This window comes from Clostridium estertheticum subsp. estertheticum (genome assembly GCF_001877035.1).
Taxonomy (GTDB): Bacteria; Bacillota; Clostridia; order Clostridiales; family Clostridiaceae; genus Clostridium_AD; species Clostridium_AD estertheticum.
On record NZ_CP015756.1, the window covers coordinates 4,362,997 to 4,381,688 of the forward strand.

An 18,692-nucleotide genomic window follows, 5' to 3' on the forward strand; every position below is an offset into this window, starting at 1 on the left:
GTCTCCTCCTCAGTTACAAAACGATCAAATCATATTCTTTCCATTAAATTTAAATATCTTTAATCTGCTTTTTAAGTTTATAAATTATATCTCTAAGCTGTGCTGCCTTTTCAAAGTGTAAATCCTTAGCTGCTTGTTTCATCTCATTTTCATACTTATCCATTAATTTTTTAGTTTCATCATAATTTGCTTCTTTAGCCGCTTCGAGAGTCTCATATACCTCTTCATCCTCAGCGACTGTTATAGATCCTATTACATCTCTAATATCTTTGACAATAGTAGTTGGCACTATATCATGATTTTCATTATACTCCATCTGAAGTTTGCGCCTTCTTGTGGTTTCATCCATAGCCTTTTTCATAGACTTTGTTATTCTGTCTGCATACATTATTACTTTACTCTCTGAATTTCTTGCAGCTCTTCCTATTGTTTGAATTAATGAAGTTTCAGAACGCAAAAAACCTTCCTTATCTGCATCAAGTATCGCAACAAGAGCTACCTCTGGAATATCTAATCCTTCTCTTAAAAGATTTATACCTACTAACACATCAAACGTTCCCAGCCTAAGGTCCTGAATAATTTTCATTCTTTCTATTGTATCAATATCCGAATGCAAATAAGTTATCTTCATGTCCATTTCTCTAAAGTATTTAGTTAAATCCTCCGACATTTTTTTAGTTAGTGTTGTTACTAAAACTCTAAAACCTTTTTTTATTGTGTCCTGAATGATAGCATATAAATCATCTATTTGTCCTTTAACCGGTCTTATAACAATCTCAGGGTCTAATAATCCCGTAGGTCTAATTACTTGTTCTGCGATGTTTTCACTATGCTCTTCCTCATAAGCACTTGGCGTTGCGCTTACAAATACTGTTTGGTTCATGCTCTTCTCAAACTCTGGAAAGGTTAAGGGTCTATTATCATAAGCTGATTTAAGCCTAAACCCATAATCAATTAAATTAGTTTTTCTTGATTTATCTCCTCCAAACATAGCCTTAACCTGTGGAAGAGTTACATGGCTCTCATCTATAAACATCAAGAAATCATTTGGAAAATATTGCATCAATGTTTGTGGCGCTGTTCCTGCAGGCCTACCATCTAAAATTCTAGAATAATTCTCTATACCAGTGCAGTAACCAACTTCTCTCATCATTTCAATATCATAATTAGTTCTTTGTTTAAGTCTTTGCGCCTCCAGTGCTTTATCTTCCGAAATAAGTTCCTTTAATCTCTCTTCAAGTTCCTGTTCTATTTGAGCTATACCAATCTCTAATTTATCCTTTGATGTCGCGAAATGAGAAGCCGGGAAAATTGATACATGTTTACGAATACCTATAGTTTCTCCTGTAAGCGCATCAAATGATCTAATTTTCTCTATTTCATCTCCAAAAAATTCTACCCTAATCCCCTCACTAGACGACGATGCAGGGAATATATCAATAGTGTCGCCACGTACTCTAAAAGTTCCACGAATAAAATTCATATCATTTCTTTCATACTGTATGTCTACTAGATTTCTTATTACTTCATTTCTATCCTTTTCCATGCCTTCCCTAAGTGACACTGTAAGTTTTTTATACTCTTCTGGATTACCAAGTCCATATATACACGAAACTGAAGCAACCACAATAACATCGTTACGCTCAAGTAATGCAGATGTAGCTGAATGTCTTAATTTATCAATATCATCATTAACTGATGAATCTTTTTCTATAAATGTATCTGTCTGTGCAATATAAGCTTCGGGCTGATAATAATCATAATATGACACAAAATACTCAACGCAATTGTCAGGAAAAAACTCCCTAAACTCTGAGCAAAGTTGTGCTGCTAGGATTTTATTATGAGCTAGCACCAAGGTAGGTTTTTGAACTTTCTCAATAATATTAGCCATAGTAAAAGTTTTACCTGAACCAGTTACCCCTTTAAGTGTCTGGAACTTTTCACCTTTTTCAATTCCTTTAACAAGGCTATCAATAGCCTGTGGTTGATCACCTGTTGGCTTAAACTTTGAATGTAACTTAAACTCATACATAAAATCACCGCCTTGTTTATCATTATATGAACGTTTGTTCGTTACTTTATATTTTAACTATAAGTTTTTAATATGTCAATATGGTATATTAATTTAACGTTCAAAATCTTTGTATAATAAGCTTGGTTGAACACCATCATTATTTTGATATTTTCCACTCGTATATTCATCATAATCACCTTCAATACAATGATAATATATCTGACATATTTGAACTCCCGAATAAATTCTTATTGGTTGAACACAAAATATTTCTAGAGTCCAAAACCCTTGAAAACCAACGTCACCGAATCCGGCTGTTATATGAATGAACAACCCCAATCTCCCAATAGAAGACCTACCTTCGAGCATAGGTACATAATTATTTGTTCCTGTATACTCAACTGTTCTTCCAAGATATAATTTTCCTGGTTCCAAAACTAGTCCCTCCTCTGGTATAAAAAGCTCTTTAACCTTATTTTCTTTTTTCATATCCAAAGTTGGTTCATCATAAACAAGTAATTCATTATGTAATCTCAGATTATAACTATTAGGATTAAGTTGTTCTTCATTAAAAGGTTCAATTATAATTTCTTTACCTAGCTTTTTCTTTATTTCTATTCCAGAAAGTATCACGTCTTATTCCTCCTCGCTTAATTTTTACAAAAATCTAAATCACACTTTTCAGTTTTAAATTGATTTAGCTATAAATGATATTACCTGTGCTGCCGGAATTAATAAAAACTGAGCTAAGATTGTTCCCACTATTAATCCCCCGACAATAAAAATTATACATCTATCAAACTGCAATTGACTACATTCTCCATTTATTACATCATCCGTTAAAATTGATATAAATGGATCTATAAATATAACCATAAGTATTGTTGCACTGCCATTTATAACAGCTGATAATGTGCTACATGTGGTTCTTAATTCTGGATTTAAACATCCTGCATACAATGATGCCAAAACACCAACAGTCGATATAGAAAAAGCTATAGTATTAAGCAATATTATTTTTTTAGGCATCATTTTGAAACTCTTAAAATGTGCAAAATTCTCTTTTCTAGGTTTTGTAACACTACTCTTGAACTGCTCTATTCCTGATTTTGAGAAAGCATGCATTAATAATTTAGGTATAGAACGATTAATACTAAATGATTCTACTACTTTTTCAAAAACCTTTATAAATGTTGGCATAAGTGCTGACCCAATAATTGTTGCAATTGTTGTGGAAAATAGTATCCACCTAAAGGTAGATAATAAACTCTGAGGATTTCCTGCTTTTATAGTACTTTCAATTGTTTTAGCAAGTAGCGGTGCTTGAACACTGTTTGCAGTTCTAGAAACCAATGCAAAAATATTAAATACCGCAAAAGATACTGCTATTCTCCCTGTCCTTACTCCAACGATTCTAACAGAATAAGCTAGCGTTGAAATTATAGTAATTATAATTGTAAGAATTAAAACTATTATTACTTGTGTAGACATTTATATTCCTCCATCACCTTTAGAATACAATTATGTATTTGGTTATCGTTATTTATAAACTTTATAATAACACACCTAGCAATTATATATTGCTAATTATCCCTTCTAACACAAATAAAATCTACAAAAAGAATAGGGTACTAAGTCCCTATTCTATCATTTAGTATTGCTTTTATAATTGATTCAATATTGATACTGCGATAAAAGAAATTTAATTAACTTTTCAATTTAAAATCTAAGATTTTTGACAAAGTGCTTACATTGCCTTTGAAAGGGAAACAAAGTAGTTTATTATCATCTTCAAATATCATAAAAAATGGTGCATCATGCTGTGGAATTATTATAAAAACATTATCTACAAGTGCGTTTAAACATTTACCTTGTACCTTAACTGCAGGGTAAATTGGAACTCTAATTGCATACCCATCATCCGTAAGTGGTTTACTTTTGGGATATAAACTATCCACATCTTTAATCGAGCTTACAACCATATTATGAATTTCATCATTTAACTGAACTACCTTTACTACTTTATCTTGTTTTGGATCAAAAATTTCAACATATTTAAATCCTATAGCAGAAGCCACTGTTGAATGCAATAACATAATAAATAATGACATAACTATTAATATTTTTTTACTCATAAACATCACCCATTATTAATATCCCCATAATAAATATAGTTATGTTATAATAATAATATTTTTATATTATCACATGTATTTTATTTTAATTTACTAATCTAAATTTTTAATATCCTTTAATTCTTTTATAAGGTCTTTATATTTTAAATCTAACAGTTCCACATTGTCTTTTTTACTTGGCATCGAAATCTTTCCTAAAACTTCTGAAATTTTGTTTTCAATAATTAGCCTTCGATCTTTTTTATTAAAACCTTGTGATTCTTCATTTTGCTTTCGTAAATATTCATTATATCCGCCGCTAAAAGCTTCAATTTTATTGTTGTTTATTATCATTAAATGGTCCGCCACCTCACTTATAAATTTTCTATCGTGGGAGACAAATAATATTGTACCATTAAATTCTTTTAAAGCAGTTTCAATTGCTTCTGATGAATAAATATCAAGATAATTTGTAGGTTCATCTAAAATCAGCATATTTATATCGCTAGTGAATATTTTTGCAAAAGATACCTTTACTCTTTCTCCACCACTTAGAAAATTGATTTTTTTATGAATGTCTTCACCTCTAATCAAAAGCCTAGCCAACAGTATTCGTACAAACGTCTCGTCATATACACTTTCCCTAATAACATTTTCAAGTATACTTTTTTCTTCATCAAGCATACTCAAATCTTGATTAAAGTAACCTATCTTTAAAGTACTAGAACTACTAATATTAGAATCTTTATCCATTATCATTCGTATAAGTGTACTTTTACCGCAACCATTATTTCCAATTAAAGCGATCTTCCACCCATTACCTATTTGAAAGTTTGCATTTTCAAATATTTTTCTACTTCCAAAACTTTTGCTAAGCCTACTTCCTTTAATCAAAATTTTGCTGTGTAATTTTTCAGTTTTCTGTATATCAACTTTTGTCATATATATATCTAATGGTTTATCCTTTATTTCTAATTTATCAAGCCTAGACTTAAGAGACTTTGCCGCATTGTCTACATTCTTTTCAGCCTTTTGATTTCCTAATCTATGAAGTCTTGCTTCAGAATTGCCCATACGCTTAGGCGTTTTTCTCATAGTATCCTTACGATGTTTCCTATCTACAATAGATTCCTCAAGTCCTCTTTTATCTCGTATAAACTGAACATACTCAATGCTTTGTCTTTCTATTTCTAGTTGCTTGTGCTTTTTATAAAAACTGTAGTTTCCATTATATATTTTAATTTTTCCATTTTCCAATTCAATTATTTTATTACACAACTTATCTAAAAAAAATCTATCATGAGAAATCAGAACCAAAGCACCTTTATATGCCAATAACTTTTCCTCTAAAAGTTTAATACCTTCAATATCTAAATTAGATGTAGGTTCATCAGCAAAAATTATATTTGTTTTTCCACTTAAGCTATTAGCAATTTTAAGTCTTGTCTTTTCCCCACCACTCATAAAATTGCTATGATTTATTGGTACTTTAAACAATCTAGCCACTTGAGCAAAAGGCTTTTCATTAAAACTATAATCCAGCTGAGTTATATAAGAATAACTACCATATATGTCCACGTAACCTTCATCTGGAACTAACGTTTTTGATAGAATATCCATTAAAGTTGTTTTACCAGTTCCATTAAGTCCTACTATTCCTATTTTCTCCTCAGAATCAATCTTTAAATTCTTTATGTCAAAAAGTAATCTATCACCAAAACTTTTTTTAATATCTCTTATTTGTAAAATCAACATAAAAAGCCCCTCCTTTTTTAATATGGAGAGGATAAAATTCGCACTAAAAAAACATATCAAAATAGTATTTCTAAAGAATCCTTTATTAATACCAAAAAATATAAACCTAGTGTACCTCTATCCCATCCAAAACTATAAATTTCAACATTAAAAACAAACCCTTCAAAGGGTTTAAATTATCATGCAAACAAATTAGTTCATATAGATAAGATTAGATTCTCATTTCAGTCCACCATTTTCCTTTATTTAATATTGTATATCATCTATAATTTTATACATAAAGTTACATTACGTCAATACATAATATCCTCTTAGCCTTGTAACGTATGAAAATTCACTATACCAATATACGCTCCGCCATTCATGGCAGCGATAGAATGTTGAAATTATATCTTTTTCATAGAGCATGCTAACAAAAGTATATAATATACTCTATGAAAAATTTAAAACTCATCTTTACTTCTTATCTTGTTCTTGTTCCTGCTTTTGATCTTCCTCTTGTTTTATGTTTTTGTCTTCATCTTTGTCTTTATCTTCATCTTTGTATTCATCTTTGTCTTTATTTTTTATTTTTTCAATTACCTCTTTAAAGGACTCATCATTCATATTAACTATAGCAGTATCCTTGGGTATCTCCCTAGGTACAATTACTATTCCTAGCCTTTTATTCGAAGCCATATTACTATAATTTACATTTTTAAGATCTCCAAAGGGTTTCTTAATTTTTAAAGATAGCGAACTAAAATTTCCTTTAATTATATTAAAGATTTCTTCTTCAACCTCTATCGCTTTACCATTAAGCTCAACTATCAAGTCGCCACTTTCAATTCCCATTTGAAAGGCAGGAGATTTAGGGGCTACCGCAAGTACCATAATTCCCTCATCACTACTACTAAATTTAGGTTTCATCGTGAACTCCATATGCTTTTCTAGTCTAAGCATTGCCTCGTGTACTACTGCCGCAAATATTAGAATAAAAAATTGATACGCTGTGCCTAGTACCGCGAGTTGCGCTACGGCTGTTAACAATACTCCATAAACCATAATTAAAGCACCTGAAGTGAGCGTCTTCGCCCTCTTACTCTTAGTAAAAGTAATGCCACTATAACCTATGACTCCATACAAAGCAATCGAGGCTATAACAGAATTTTTGACAATTCGATCTATTATATTCCCTTTTATTAAATGTCTCCATTCAGGTATCATTACGCTCTGTCCAACCACTAAGTTCGATGAAGTTGCACTTAAAAGTATAAGTAGCGCAATCGGTAACGCCCAGTATCTTTTTAATGCAAACCCACCAATAATTTTGTTATCTCTGTTGGTAAATACCGGGATAGCTCCTCTTGAACCATCTATCATAACTAGACTTCCCTCTACAATATGTAATATTCCAACAAGTGTCATTAAAGTCAAAATATCAATATTTATAACATCTAATTGTGGCATATTTAATGTATTTGCTGCATATTTAAACAATAAGCTGGCTATACCTAGTACTGCACCAGAATAAGAAAAGCAAATAAATCTAGGCTTAAATGCCATAAAAAATAACGAAACCATAAACAATAAATAAATGTTTGAGTTTTCATCAAAAACTAATCCTGCGTACGTAAATATTAGACTAGCTGCAGCCCCAGCAAAAATACCTATTACAATTTGAGAAATAGTTAATTCAAATGCTGAGTCTAAACTTTCTCCCATTATCATCTTCTGCATAGCAGCAATTTTCTTGTTTTTATTATAAAAAATCAATGCAATCATCATTAAAATAAACGCATTTGAAGGGTCTGCAATTGCATAAGCAACTGCTCTTAAAGTATGTATTGCAATCTCCATTGGATAAAATTCTCCTCCCATATTAATGAAGTTTATTAAGGTAATAGCATCATTAATAAAAATGTTCTTAAAAACCAAATATCTACCATGTTACTGGTAGATATTTGTTAATTATTACTTAATTTTATCCGTAGCTATCTCCAAGGCTTTTTTAAATTGTGGATCTAAAGCTCTATTATATACTTTCTCTTTAAGTGCTTGTGGATACACTACAGCAACTCCTGGTTTAATTCCAATATGCTGTATATTTTCACCATTTGGAGTATAATATTTTGATATAGTTACCTTTAATGCAGTACCATCATCAAAACCACTATTACTTCCAGAAAGCATAGTTTGAACTATACCCTTACCAAAGGTTTTTTCTCCAACCAGTGTACCAACCTTATAGTCTCTTATAGCACCTGCAAAAATTTCTGAAGCACTTGCTGATCCCGAATCCGTTAGTACAGTTAATGGCATGCCTATTGCTATACCACCCTTTGACTTATACTCAATCTTTTTCTTGTTTTTGTCTATTGTGTATACTATATTTTTCCCCTTAGGTACGAAATTAGATGTTAAATCTACAACCTGATCTAAAAGTCCGCCTGGATTACCTCTTTCATCAACTATTAAGCTCTTCATTCCCTTACTTTGTAATTCCTCTAATTTTTTATTAAAATTAGCGGCAGTATGTTCATCAAACATTGTAAGTTGAATATATCCAATTTTATTTGCTAACATTTCGCCCTTAACTGTTACTAAATCGATAGCAGCACGTTTCATACTAACATTAAAATTCGCTTTTCCTTTTCTACTAAGTGTTAATGTAACGGCCCCGCCTTCTTTACCTTTCATCATAGCAACTGCCTTTTCTAATTCTTTCCCAGTCACTTCAGTTGAATTAACCTTTTTTATGATATCCCCAGAAATTATTCCTGCCTTTTTAGCTGGTGAATCATCAAATGTTGAAATTACAACTATTTTATCATCTTTAACTCCCACTTGTAGGCCAAGACCAGTGTAAGCACCTTCTGTTTGAGTATTAAAATCTGTGTACTCTTTTTTGTTCATAAAAACTGTATAAGGATCATTTAAGGAATTAGTCATACCTTTTATAGCTCCCTCTACTAAAACATCATCACTAATTTTACCATCATAATACTGATATAATTTATTCCTGACTAAAAATAGTTTTTGAAACTTTAATACTTGTTCATAATCATCTCTTGCAATTATTACTTTACCGTTTGGGCTCCCTAAAGAAATCTGATTTGAAACAAACAAAGTTATACAATTAGTAATAATAAGTAACACTACAACCCATATAATTAGTTTCTTTTTTCTCGCTTTAAATCCTTCACTATCATTTCCAACAATTTTGAAACTATTAAACTTATTTTCATCACTCATTTTATACACCTCTTTGTGATTCTATATATATTATTATGTAATTATATATAATTTATAACACTAATATTAAATAAACATATTTAACGACATTTTAGAAGGGAACTAATTCCCTTCTAAAATCGTTAGTTTTAAAGCTTCTACAAGCTAAACAACTTAGCATAGTTAAAAACCTTACAAAAAAGCTTTAGTATTATACAATCAAGAACTTTCTTATTGATATAGAGCTTCCTAATGCTCCAATAATTAAGCCACCTAACATAAACTGCCATAATGTCGTACTTAATATAATATAAGGATTAATTAATGTAATTCCAAGTACCCCACTAGTAACCTTCTCAAAAACCAGTTTATAAGCATAATACAGTACCCCAGTAGAAATAATTGCTCCTGATATGCCAAGAAGCATTCCTTCAATAATAAACGGCCATCTTATGAACCAATCAGTTGCACCAACAAACTTCATAATTCCGATTTCTTTTTTTCTAGAGTATACTGTAAGTTTAATTGTGTTTCCAATTAGAAATAAAGATACACTTACTAGGATTGCAAATAATACAATTCCTACAATCTTAAGAGTATTCGTTATTTTTATAATTTTATCAACGGTTTCCCGTCCATCATTAATTTTCTCTATACCTTTTAATCCAGTAACAGCTTTTACGACACTACTTACCATCTCAGGCTTTTCTACCTTTACAACATATGAAGTTGGAAAGATCTTTTCCAATCCTTTTGTTAAGGATTCGTTTTCCTTACCAAATTGTTTCTTTGCATTGTTTAGTGCATCATTCTTATCTTCAAACGTAATACTTGAAACTCCCGCTACTCCATTCAAAGTTCTTTCTATAGCTGACTTGTCTGCTATCGTTATATTATCTTTAAGATAAACTGTTGCTTGAAGTTTAGCCCCTAGTTCTTTAACTCCTGCATTAACATTAAAAACAATTAGCAAAAATACGCCTAAAATAAATAAAGTAGCTGCCACTGTAGCCACCGAAGCTATACTAACCGTTTTATTTCTTTTTAAACTCTTTAAAGCATCCATGATAAAATATTTAATTGTACTAATCTTCATAACCGTATCTTCCCCTCTGCTCGTCTCTAACTAGAACACCTTTTTCTATAGCGAGCACTCTCTTCTTCATAGCATCCACTATATTTTTAGCATGTGTTGCCATAACCACAGTGGTACCTGCTTTGTTAATATCATTTAAAACATCCATAATTCCTAATGCAGTTTCTGGATCTAAATTCCCTGTTGGCTCATCTGCTATTAGCAAAGTGGGATTATTTACTATAGCCCTTGCAAGGGAAACTCTTTGTTTTTCTCCACCTGAAATTTCATTAGGAAAAGCCATATGTTTTTTCGACAATCCAACTAAATCTAAAACATAAGGTACCCTTTTTTTAATATCCTTTGCAGAACATTCTGTAGCCCTGAGTGCAAATGCCACATTTTCATAAACATTTAGGGTATCAATCAATCTAAAGTCTTGGAAAACCACTCCAATTTTCCGCCTATAGTATGGTATATTCTTTCTAAGTATGCTTGTTATATCTACATCATTTATGGTAACACTACCTGTAGTTGGTTCTACCTCTTTTAAAAGTATTTTAACAAAAGTCGATTTACCCGCTCCACTAGGTCCTACAAGGAATACAAATTCCCCCTTTTCAATAGTAATATCAATATTCGACAAAGCTATTACATTATTATCATAGATCTTAGTTACTTTTTTCACTTGTATCATATTAAAATCTCCTTACAACGTTTATATATTCATTTCAGTAAAATCACTAATAACATTATAACATAATGACAATGCCTTAATAAATTTTAATATAAAAATTTCGTGAATATTCTTTAAAATTATTATGTATTCTCGTACAAATCTCACCTTTATGATAAGAAGTTTCTATATTATCTCATTATTGCTCTATTTTAACAAACTTTGTATAATTCAATAAAATAGATAAGGGTATTAAATACCCTTATCTATTTTATAAACCTACACTTATTAAAAGTGCTGTATCTACTTTTTTCATATCACCATCAGTCATGTGACCAATTTTTTCTTTTAATCTTTTTTTATCCAATGTTCTTATTTGTTCCAGCAAAACCACAGAATCTTTGTTTAGACCATACTCTTCTGAAGAAATTTCAACATGAGTAGGGAGTTTCGCTTTATTTATCTGAGAAGTAATAGCTGCAATAATAATAGTGGGACTGTACTTGTTGCCAATATCATTTTGAAGTATAATTACTGGTCTAATCCCGCCTTGCTCTGAGCCTACAACCGGGCTCAAATCAGCATAAAATATATCTCCTCTTTTTACTATTGTTGTCATTTGACAAATCACTCTCCGAAAGCTTAACTTCGTATTCTTTAAACTCTTTAATATCTTTTTCAAAACCCATATTAGCTATTTTTAAATTTAATTCAGCCATTTCCAAATATCCTTGTTTCATTGTATCTATATAATTAAGTCTTTTCTTTTCCTCAATATATAGTATTATAGCTTCCCTAATAAATACACTTCTTTTTTTACAATCTTTTTTGAGTGCCTTATTAAATTTAATGTAAAGTTCCTCCGAGAGGTTTATTACTAATTTCTTTGAAGTCGACATAGAGAATTTAATACCTCCTATTTTGTAAAACAACAATATGTATAAAATTATTATAATTCAATCTATGTCAATCTGTCAAAGAAATTATTCGTTTTTTCGCCTTTTTTCAACAAGTTATTTTACATAAAATAGACTATTTTACATGTAAAATAGTATTATTATACATACTCTTTTATCTTTACAACTTCGCCTTCCTTAATGTATACTCTCGGAACTCTTTTGCCAATCATACAAACTATCTCGTAACTAATAGTACCTATTAGTCCACCGACAACGTCTGCATTAAATTTATTATTTTCATCTTCGCCTATTAGTATAACCTCGTCCCCAACTTTTACTCCATTGATCCTTGTAATATCAATCATACACTGATCCATACAAATTTTCCCTATAACTGGAGCAAATTTACCTTTTATAATAACCTTTGCCTTTTGAAATAAAAGCCGTGTATACCCATCAGCATAACCAATTGGAAGTGTTGCTATAACACTTTCTTTATCTGTTTTATATTCTCTTCCGTAACCAACACATTCTCCAGGTGGCAACGTTTTTATATGTACAACATTTGTTTTTAAAGTCATGGCCGGTAATAAATCTAGTTTTTCCTTATTTACCTCATCCGACGGATAATAACCATAAATTATTATTCCTGGTCGTACTGCCTCATAATGGATTTTTGGTAAATCTATGATAGCCGCACTATTGGCAATATGTCTTGTGTTTATGTAAACTTTTTTTGCTTCTAATTTTTGATAAAACTCATCAAATTTTTTCACTTGAATATTAGTATATGTCTTATCTTTTTCATCTGCAGTTGAGAAGTGACAAAAAATCCCTTCTATGATTACGTTAGGTAATAAACTTATCTTATATACTTCTTGTACACTTTCATCACTTGGTAAAAAACCTATTCTACCCATCCCTGTGTCTAAAGCTATGTGTATTCTTGCTATTTTATTTTCATCTTGGGCCATCTTTGATAATTGTTTTGCAAATTCATATGAAAATACAGTTTGTTCAATATTATACTTCAACAAATTATCTATAAGTTCCGGTGGTGTAAACCCTAATATCATTATTGGACATTCTATGCCCGATCGCCTGAGTTCCATTGCTTCACTTAACATTGCAACGGCTAAACTATCTGCACCATTTTCAAGTAGTACTGGAGCTACATCTACAGCTCCATGCCCATAAGCATCTGCCTTTACAACTGCCATAATTTTTTTACTTTTCGTTACTCGTCTAATCTCACGCATATTATGTGCTAGTTTATCTAAATCAACCTCAGCCCATGCAGGTCTTAAATGTTTAAACATTACCTTCACCTCGCTTGTTACTAAAATTTAATATATATTATGGAACATTAAACTCTTTAGGTTCAATCTTTAAATTGGCAATAAAATTAGTATATGTTATATTAATTTTTTCTTTACCACTATTATCGTAAATAATCATTTTTTCTGGCAACATGCTTTTATTATTAACATATAAAAGTGCATTATTAATATTTTTATTATTACCAGGTATAAATAAATTAATTACTGTGTATTCAATATTATTAACATTCTTAGTAACATATTTTATTTCCTCATTAGTATACAATAATCCTATGTATTCACCTATAAAACTTAGTTTAAGTACTTCATCAAAGCTTTTGCTTTGTACATATGACCTTCCATTATTTTTATCTTTAATATAAATTTTATCATCTGATTTATATATGAACACTCTGTTTTTGTTTAACTCTAGTTTATATCCGCCTCCCTTTAAATATGATTGTTTTGCCTTATAGTTAATTGTCTGTTTATCATTCTTTATGTCCATGTTCATATTTGTAGTATAGCTATCCATGTTTTTTAAAAAGGTTGTAATATCATTAGTATCCTTTGGGGTTTTATCACAAGAAGTAAATATCACCGAACTTAAAATGAACAAAAGACTTAAAAATAATAACGATACTTTTTTCATTGTAATCCTCCTAGCATTTCTCTAGAGATACAACAATTATTATTGTTGCAAGCCTTATTAGCTTACTCTACTACTTATACTATTACTAATGATTACATACTATTACTAAAACAATCAATTATAATGGATCAGATAGCTTTGCTATTTCCACAACTTCTTCATTTTTCTTTTCAACTTCTAATATAGCATAAGCAATTGCACTTTCTTCCCCATGAGATATGCTAAGATGAATAATATATTGACCTTCTTTTTTAGCTATTAACTTTGCTTTTCCTTTTAAAATTACTACTGGCTTTCCAAGGGTTGTTCGATCAACTTCAATGTCTTTAAAATCAAACCCCATAAAGCCTGTCCCTAAAGCTTTTGCTACAGCTTCTTTTGCAGCAAATCTCCCAGCTACATATTCAGCCCTTAAATTTCTACTTTTAAGATATTCTAGTTCCGTACTTGTAAAAATTTTTTCTAAAAACTTATTGTTGCTTTCCATTGCATGTTTTATTCGTCTGATTTCAACTATATCCGTACCTACACCTAGAATCATTCTTATCAACTCCCATTTGTTAATCTATGTTTACAAATTTAAAGCTTTAGTAAGCTATTGTATTATATAGGAATGGTATAATGTTATATTATAACTATGACTATTTATAGTATTATACTCTATATTTTTGTAATTTTCCATTATACAAAAAAGAGAATAATCATCCTCTGAAGGTGGAATATTCTCATCAATATGTTAGGTCAAAATAAATTATTAACAAGAAGCTATACTTGCTAACACTTCATCAAAATCACTAGTATACTCATCAATATACTCACCCAATATGTCAATCATATGAATAGGTGATACTGTATTATCATATAATATTTTCAAAAGATCTTTAACTTTATACCTTTGTGGACTTATATTTTGTACACAATCTCTTTGTATTCTTACAACTGTACCATTGATAATATCTTGCCTTTCTATTTCAATACCATAAGCTTGTATTTCAGTAAGCTTACCATACATTGATACAGACATGTGACTTTTTACCAATCTGTAAGCATAATTATAATTCACTTCACCATCTGTTATTTCTATATACAAATTCTCTATAATTACCATATGTGTTTGCCTCCCATACTTTCTTATGAGAATACAGTAACATTACTTTCAAAAAAAATATGTCATTTTGTGAAATACGTTTACATTATATTATCTCTTTTTAATGACAACTTCAACCCAATACACCCATAATGTCACGATTAAGAAAGAATAGCAATAGGTTACAATTTATATGCAGTGGTTTATTTGTCGAAATTATAATAAATATAACTAAAAGTTTTTTATATTAAATTGAATATTTTTAAACAAAATATAATCGTTATTTAAAAAGCCCTTAATTCAATGCTAAATATTGTTATTTTGTAAATATTTAGCATATTGTTTAAAAATTTAACATGTTATTTTGTTTATTTTTTAATTTAACTTTATTATTTGTAAATTTTATTTTTTAATTCATTCACCATTTTATGTCTATCAACACCAATATATCTACATAAATCTTCTAGTATTAATAGTGTAGCAATGACCATAGCACAATCCTCTTTGCTGTAATCCTCTAAAGCATACCGATTTATATATATAATCTTATTCACTTGCTTACAGCTAATAGTTTTATATAATTCATTCAGCGTATCATATAGTATTGAATATGAAATTAAAATAAAATCTACTTTCGACTTTTCGGACCCATTAACCACTCCCCTAATAATCTTATTTAAAAAAGTATTCTTATAATACTCCAGCATTTTCAAATTATAATTATTCTCTATAAATTTGCCTACTACCCCCGCATCAATAAGTGTTATTTCACCCTTTGTATTAAAAAAAACACCAGCATCTAAAATCTCACTTTTTTCATTAATCTCTGAGAGTATTTGTTTCATCCTGTAATTGAAGAAACTAGTAAATTCACCCTTAGTAATAAAAGACTCAAGCTCAGTTGTAGCAACAACACAAACTAAATCAGAAAAATTTTTATAAATCTTTTTTAAATGTTTTTTATCATTATTATCCATATCACTCATACTCCCATCTCTCTCTTCACTAAAATAAATTAATAAACAACTCTCAATTGTATTACATTTAGTGTGGCATAATAGAAATAAACTATACCAAATAACATGAAAATAAATACTAATAATTTTTACACCAACTTTCCTACTCTATATACTCTAAGAAACATATCACTCTAACCCACAAATTAGTATAACCCTAGCTCACTCGAGTAAGACGACGAGTGTCAATACACAAAATTGCCGAGAATATGTACTAGTATAAAATTTCTCTGGAGTGACTTGCAACAAGAAGTGAAAAAACAATTAAAATTCCATTTAAAATTCTTCTTTTGCGAATTCAAAATGCTCGTAAGCCTGACAGGAAGTCAGGCTAGCGAACCCACAGGACAACCAGGGTGAGCCGTTAGAGGATTTTACATTCGCAAAAGATTAGAATTCTTAATGGAATTTCATGTTTTGAGCTCTGTTGCAATGCATGTAAGCGAATTGGATACCATTACTTTAACGCCGCATCAATACCCTCTGCCAAACCCTTCGCTAACTTATCTTGGTAAGCTTCAGTTATAAGAAGCCTTTCTTCACTAGTATTCGATAAGAAACCCATCTCCACTAAAATAACAGGAACCTTAGACCAATTAAATCCTGTCATATCATCTCTTTCAACAACGCCTCTATCATTCATGCCTACATTATTAATAAGATTTCTAAAAACTACTTGTCCATATTGTTTACTCACCTTATATATTGGATCTGTATTTTCAGTATCTGTAGGTACAAGCATTGACGCTCCACTAACAGATGAATTATCATTTGAATCTGCATGAATTCGTATAACTAAATTTGCCTTAGAATCGTTTCCGACCTGAGCCCTTGCAATATTCCCAAGCATTTGTTTATTCTCTGTCTTTGTCATTATTACAGTATATCCTTTTTTAATAAGCAAAACTTTTAGTCTAACTGCTACCGCCATATTAACCACATACTCAGGCGTTTTTGTATTAATTCCTTGAGCTCCACCTGGCTCCTTTATTTTCATTATAGTTGAACCTGGAGCTTGCTTTTCTTGCTCGAGGCTAGTAATGCTTGCATGTCCTGGGTCTATAACAACTACCTTCGCCAAATCTTTATGCTTTTTTAAAAATTCTTTATCTTTGTTAATTTTAAGCAGTGCCTTTGCATCTTTCACTGCCTCTGCTTCTTTTACTCCTTTTGTTTTCGCTAGTAACTTTTCATTAGCAATCTTATTCAACTTTTTATCTTGCTCATTTGTCTTTATGGCTTGTACCGATTTTTCATGTTCCTTTTTTACATAATTTACTTTATATAATACTCCACCTATAATAACAAGACACATAAAAGCTAATAATATTTTTTTAATTTTAATCATTTTACCCTCCTGGATTCTTTCTATAAAAATAATGTATGTTTATTGTACCATTTCTTTATTAACACATATGATTTTTGCAGATCATTTTTAAATCTTATAAAAATATTTACCACTAAGCACTAATTAATACAATTTATTGTCTTAATTATGTTTTATATATTAAATACCAAGTATCTCATAGTATTAAAGAAAATAAAAAGTCTAAAATAATAAAAGTAAATATATAAAAAAAGGAGGGCTTTTAATGGCTCACAATAACAATATGTACTATAATTACGATCGTTATAAAGTTGAAAAAGCTAATGAATTAGAAATGCTTCAAAAGCATTCATATATAACTTCCTTTGAAAAATCAAATGAGGTTATAGTCAAACATCCAAACAACAGTGAGAAAACAAACGACTTTGTTTAACGACCCAGGAGATAATTTAACTATCATTTTATTTTTGTTATTAAAATTTACTATAAAAATAAAGCAAGCAAATTCCTAAGGAATTTGCTTGCTTTATTTTTATAGTATTATACCGCAAACTCTTCTGGTGGATTCAAAATGAATTTGTTAATAATAAATGCTACACCATCTTGATCATTAGTCTTAGTAATAAAATTAGCAACTCTTTTAACCTCTGGATATGCATTTCCCATAGCAACTCCAAGTCCAGCATATTTAATCATATGGATATCATTTCCTGCGTCCCCTATGCATATAACTTCTTCTTGTTTAATATTTAATTTTTCAGCAAGTGCTGCTACTCCTGCACCTTTATTAACTGATTTAGGGAGAAATTCTAAGTAGAAAGCTGCACTTCTAACTACTGTATATTTATCACTTACTTCTTCTGGAATTTTTCCCATTACCTCTTCTATAACTTCTGGCTTGTCTACAAACATAACCTTAACTATAGTAGTACTTGCAGGTACATCGTCTACAGCAATTATATCATTAGGAATATGATTCATTTCTGCTTCGTGCCTAGTGAATGTCGTATCTTTGGGAGAAATTACTGAATCTTCCGTTAATGCATGTATATTAACATTTAGCTTTTTGCTTAAACTATATATATATTTATAATCCTCAAGAGTTAATGTTGTTTTAGATATTATCTCATTACCTTCACAGTTCTGGACAAGTGCTCCATTAAATGCTACTGCATAATTATCCTCTGAAACTAAATTAAGTTCTTCTAGATATCTTTTAAACCCAATTAGAGGCCTTCCTGATGCCAGTACAACCTTAACTCCAATATCTTTTGCTTGTTGTATTGCATTAAAATTAGCTGGTGAAATTTTCTTTTCGCTATTTAATAAGGTTCCATCCATGTCTATTGCTATTAATTTATACATTTTTTACCCCCACGTAACAACTTTTCTTAAACTAAACATAGTATATCATAAAATTTTATAAGTAATGGATTACATATTTTATAAACTTTAAAAAGGCTGAAATAGTTTGAGAAAATTTGAGACATGCAATAGAAAACAATCCTTTAATTATTAGAAAATCAGATACAATACCAATTA

General features: G+C 30.2%; 19 protein-coding genes. 1 reads left to right on the forward strand and 18 read right to left on the reverse strand.

What is annotated here, in order from left to right; all coding sequences use genetic code 11:
* Positions 1–49 precede the first annotated feature (49 nt).
* The 17 genes from uvrB to A7L45_RS20350 all read right to left on the reverse strand — a co-directional run bounded on the left by uvrB (position 50) and on the right by A7L45_RS20350 (position 17,171).
* On the reverse strand, positions 50–2,035 hold the full coding sequence (uvrB, locus tag A7L45_RS20270; protein WP_071614461.1) for an excinuclease ABC subunit UvrB: 1,986 nt from the start codon (positions 2,033–2,035) through the stop codon (positions 50–52).
* A 93-nt stretch (positions 2,036–2,128) separates the two neighbouring features.
* A complete protein-coding gene (dcd, locus tag A7L45_RS20275; RefSeq protein ID WP_071614462.1) occupies positions 2,129–2,650 on the reverse strand; it encodes a dCTP deaminase in 522 nt (173 codons plus the stop codon).
* Positions 2,651–2,704: 54 nt separating this feature from the next.
* On the reverse strand, positions 2,705–3,508 hold the full coding sequence (locus A7L45_RS20280) for a lipid II flippase Amj family protein (RefSeq protein WP_071614463.1): 804 nt from the start codon (positions 3,506–3,508) through the stop codon (positions 2,705–2,707).
* Positions 3,509–3,723: 215 nt separating this feature from the next.
* Positions 3,724–4,152 (reverse strand): hypothetical protein, encoded by a 429-nt coding sequence (locus A7L45_RS20285; RefSeq protein WP_071614464.1) that lies wholly within the window; start codon positions 4,150–4,152, stop codon positions 3,724–3,726.
* 93 nt (positions 4,153–4,245) lie between these two features.
* Positions 4,246–5,886 (reverse strand): ribosomal protection-like ABC-F family protein, encoded by a 1,641-nt coding sequence (gene abc-f / locus A7L45_RS20290; RefSeq protein ID WP_071614465.1) that lies wholly within the window; start codon positions 5,884–5,886, stop codon positions 4,246–4,248.
* Positions 5,887–6,342: 456 nt separating this feature from the next.
* The gene (locus tag A7L45_RS20295) at positions 6,343–7,725 is read right to left on the reverse strand and encodes a PDZ domain-containing protein (protein ID WP_071614466.1); all 1,383 of its coding nucleotides are present in this window, start codon (positions 7,723–7,725) and stop codon (positions 6,343–6,345) included.
* 114 nt (positions 7,726–7,839) lie between these two features.
* Positions 7,840–9,120, reverse strand: coding sequence for a S41 family peptidase (locus A7L45_RS20300; RefSeq protein ID WP_084647528.1), 1,281 nt, complete (start codon positions 9,118–9,120; stop codon positions 7,840–7,842).
* Between the two features lie 190 nt (positions 9,121–9,310).
* Entirely contained in the window at positions 9,311–10,195 is an 885-nt protein-coding gene (gene ftsX, locus A7L45_RS20305) for a permease-like cell division protein FtsX (RefSeq protein ID WP_071614467.1), read from the reverse strand.
* The gene (gene ftsE / locus A7L45_RS20310) at positions 10,185–10,871 is read right to left on the reverse strand and encodes a cell division ATP-binding protein FtsE (RefSeq protein WP_071614468.1); all 687 of its coding nucleotides are present in this window, start codon (positions 10,869–10,871) and stop codon (positions 10,185–10,187) included. The genes ftsX and ftsE overlap by 11 nt, the downstream gene beginning before the upstream one ends.
* A 250-nt stretch (positions 10,872–11,121) precedes the next feature.
* On the reverse strand, positions 11,122–11,469 hold the full coding sequence (locus A7L45_RS20315) for a type II toxin-antitoxin system PemK/MazF family toxin (RefSeq protein ID WP_071614469.1): 348 nt from the start codon (positions 11,467–11,469) through the stop codon (positions 11,122–11,124).
* On the reverse strand, positions 11,429–11,749 hold the full coding sequence (locus tag A7L45_RS20320) for a CopG family transcriptional regulator (protein WP_071614470.1): 321 nt from the start codon (positions 11,747–11,749) through the stop codon (positions 11,429–11,431). Before A7L45_RS20320 ends, A7L45_RS20315 begins: the two co-directional genes overlap by 41 nt.
* A 158-nt stretch (positions 11,750–11,907) precedes the next feature.
* Positions 11,908–13,068: an alanine racemase gene (gene alr, locus A7L45_RS20325; RefSeq protein WP_071614471.1), complete on the reverse strand. Its 1,161-nt coding sequence runs from the start codon at positions 13,066–13,068 to the stop codon at positions 11,908–11,910.
* A gap of 37 nt (positions 13,069–13,105) precedes the next feature.
* Positions 13,106–13,720, reverse strand: coding sequence for a germination lipoprotein GerS-related protein (locus A7L45_RS20330; protein WP_071614472.1), 615 nt, complete (start codon positions 13,718–13,720; stop codon positions 13,106–13,108).
* Between the two features lie 118 nt (positions 13,721–13,838).
* Positions 13,839–14,261, reverse strand: coding sequence for a holo-ACP synthase (gene acpS / locus A7L45_RS20335; RefSeq protein ID WP_071614473.1), 423 nt, complete (start codon positions 14,259–14,261; stop codon positions 13,839–13,841).
* A gap of 213 nt (positions 14,262–14,474) precedes the next feature.
* Positions 14,475–14,828 carry a DUF6514 family protein gene (locus tag A7L45_RS20340; RefSeq protein WP_071614474.1) on the reverse strand — a complete coding sequence of 118 codons (354 nt, stop codon included), beginning with the start codon at positions 14,826–14,828 and terminating at the stop codon, positions 14,475–14,477.
* A 368-nt stretch (positions 14,829–15,196) separates the two neighbouring features.
* Complete coding sequence (locus A7L45_RS20345; RefSeq protein WP_071614475.1) at positions 15,197–15,784, reverse strand: hypothetical protein; 588 nt, start codon at positions 15,782–15,784, stop codon at positions 15,197–15,199.
* Positions 15,785–16,280: 496 nt separating this feature from the next.
* A complete protein-coding gene (locus tag A7L45_RS20350) occupies positions 16,281–17,171 on the reverse strand; it encodes an N-acetylmuramoyl-L-alanine amidase family protein (protein ID WP_224616851.1) in 891 nt (296 codons plus the stop codon).
* Positions 17,172–17,415: 244 nt separating this feature from the next.
* Here A7L45_RS20350 and A7L45_RS23400 point away from each other — a divergent pair, with 244 nt between their 5' ends.
* Positions 17,416–17,583, forward strand: a complete 168-nt coding sequence (locus tag A7L45_RS23400) for a hypothetical protein (RefSeq protein WP_169829623.1) — start codon at positions 17,416–17,418, stop codon at positions 17,581–17,583.
* A 107-nt stretch (positions 17,584–17,690) separates the two neighbouring features.
* Here A7L45_RS23400 and yidA read toward each other — a convergent pair whose 3' ends face one another.
* The gene (gene yidA, locus A7L45_RS20355; protein ID WP_071614476.1) at positions 17,691–18,515 is read right to left on the reverse strand and encodes a sugar-phosphatase; all 825 of its coding nucleotides are present in this window, start codon (positions 18,513–18,515) and stop codon (positions 17,691–17,693) included.
* Positions 18,516–18,692: the final 177 nt, after the last annotated feature.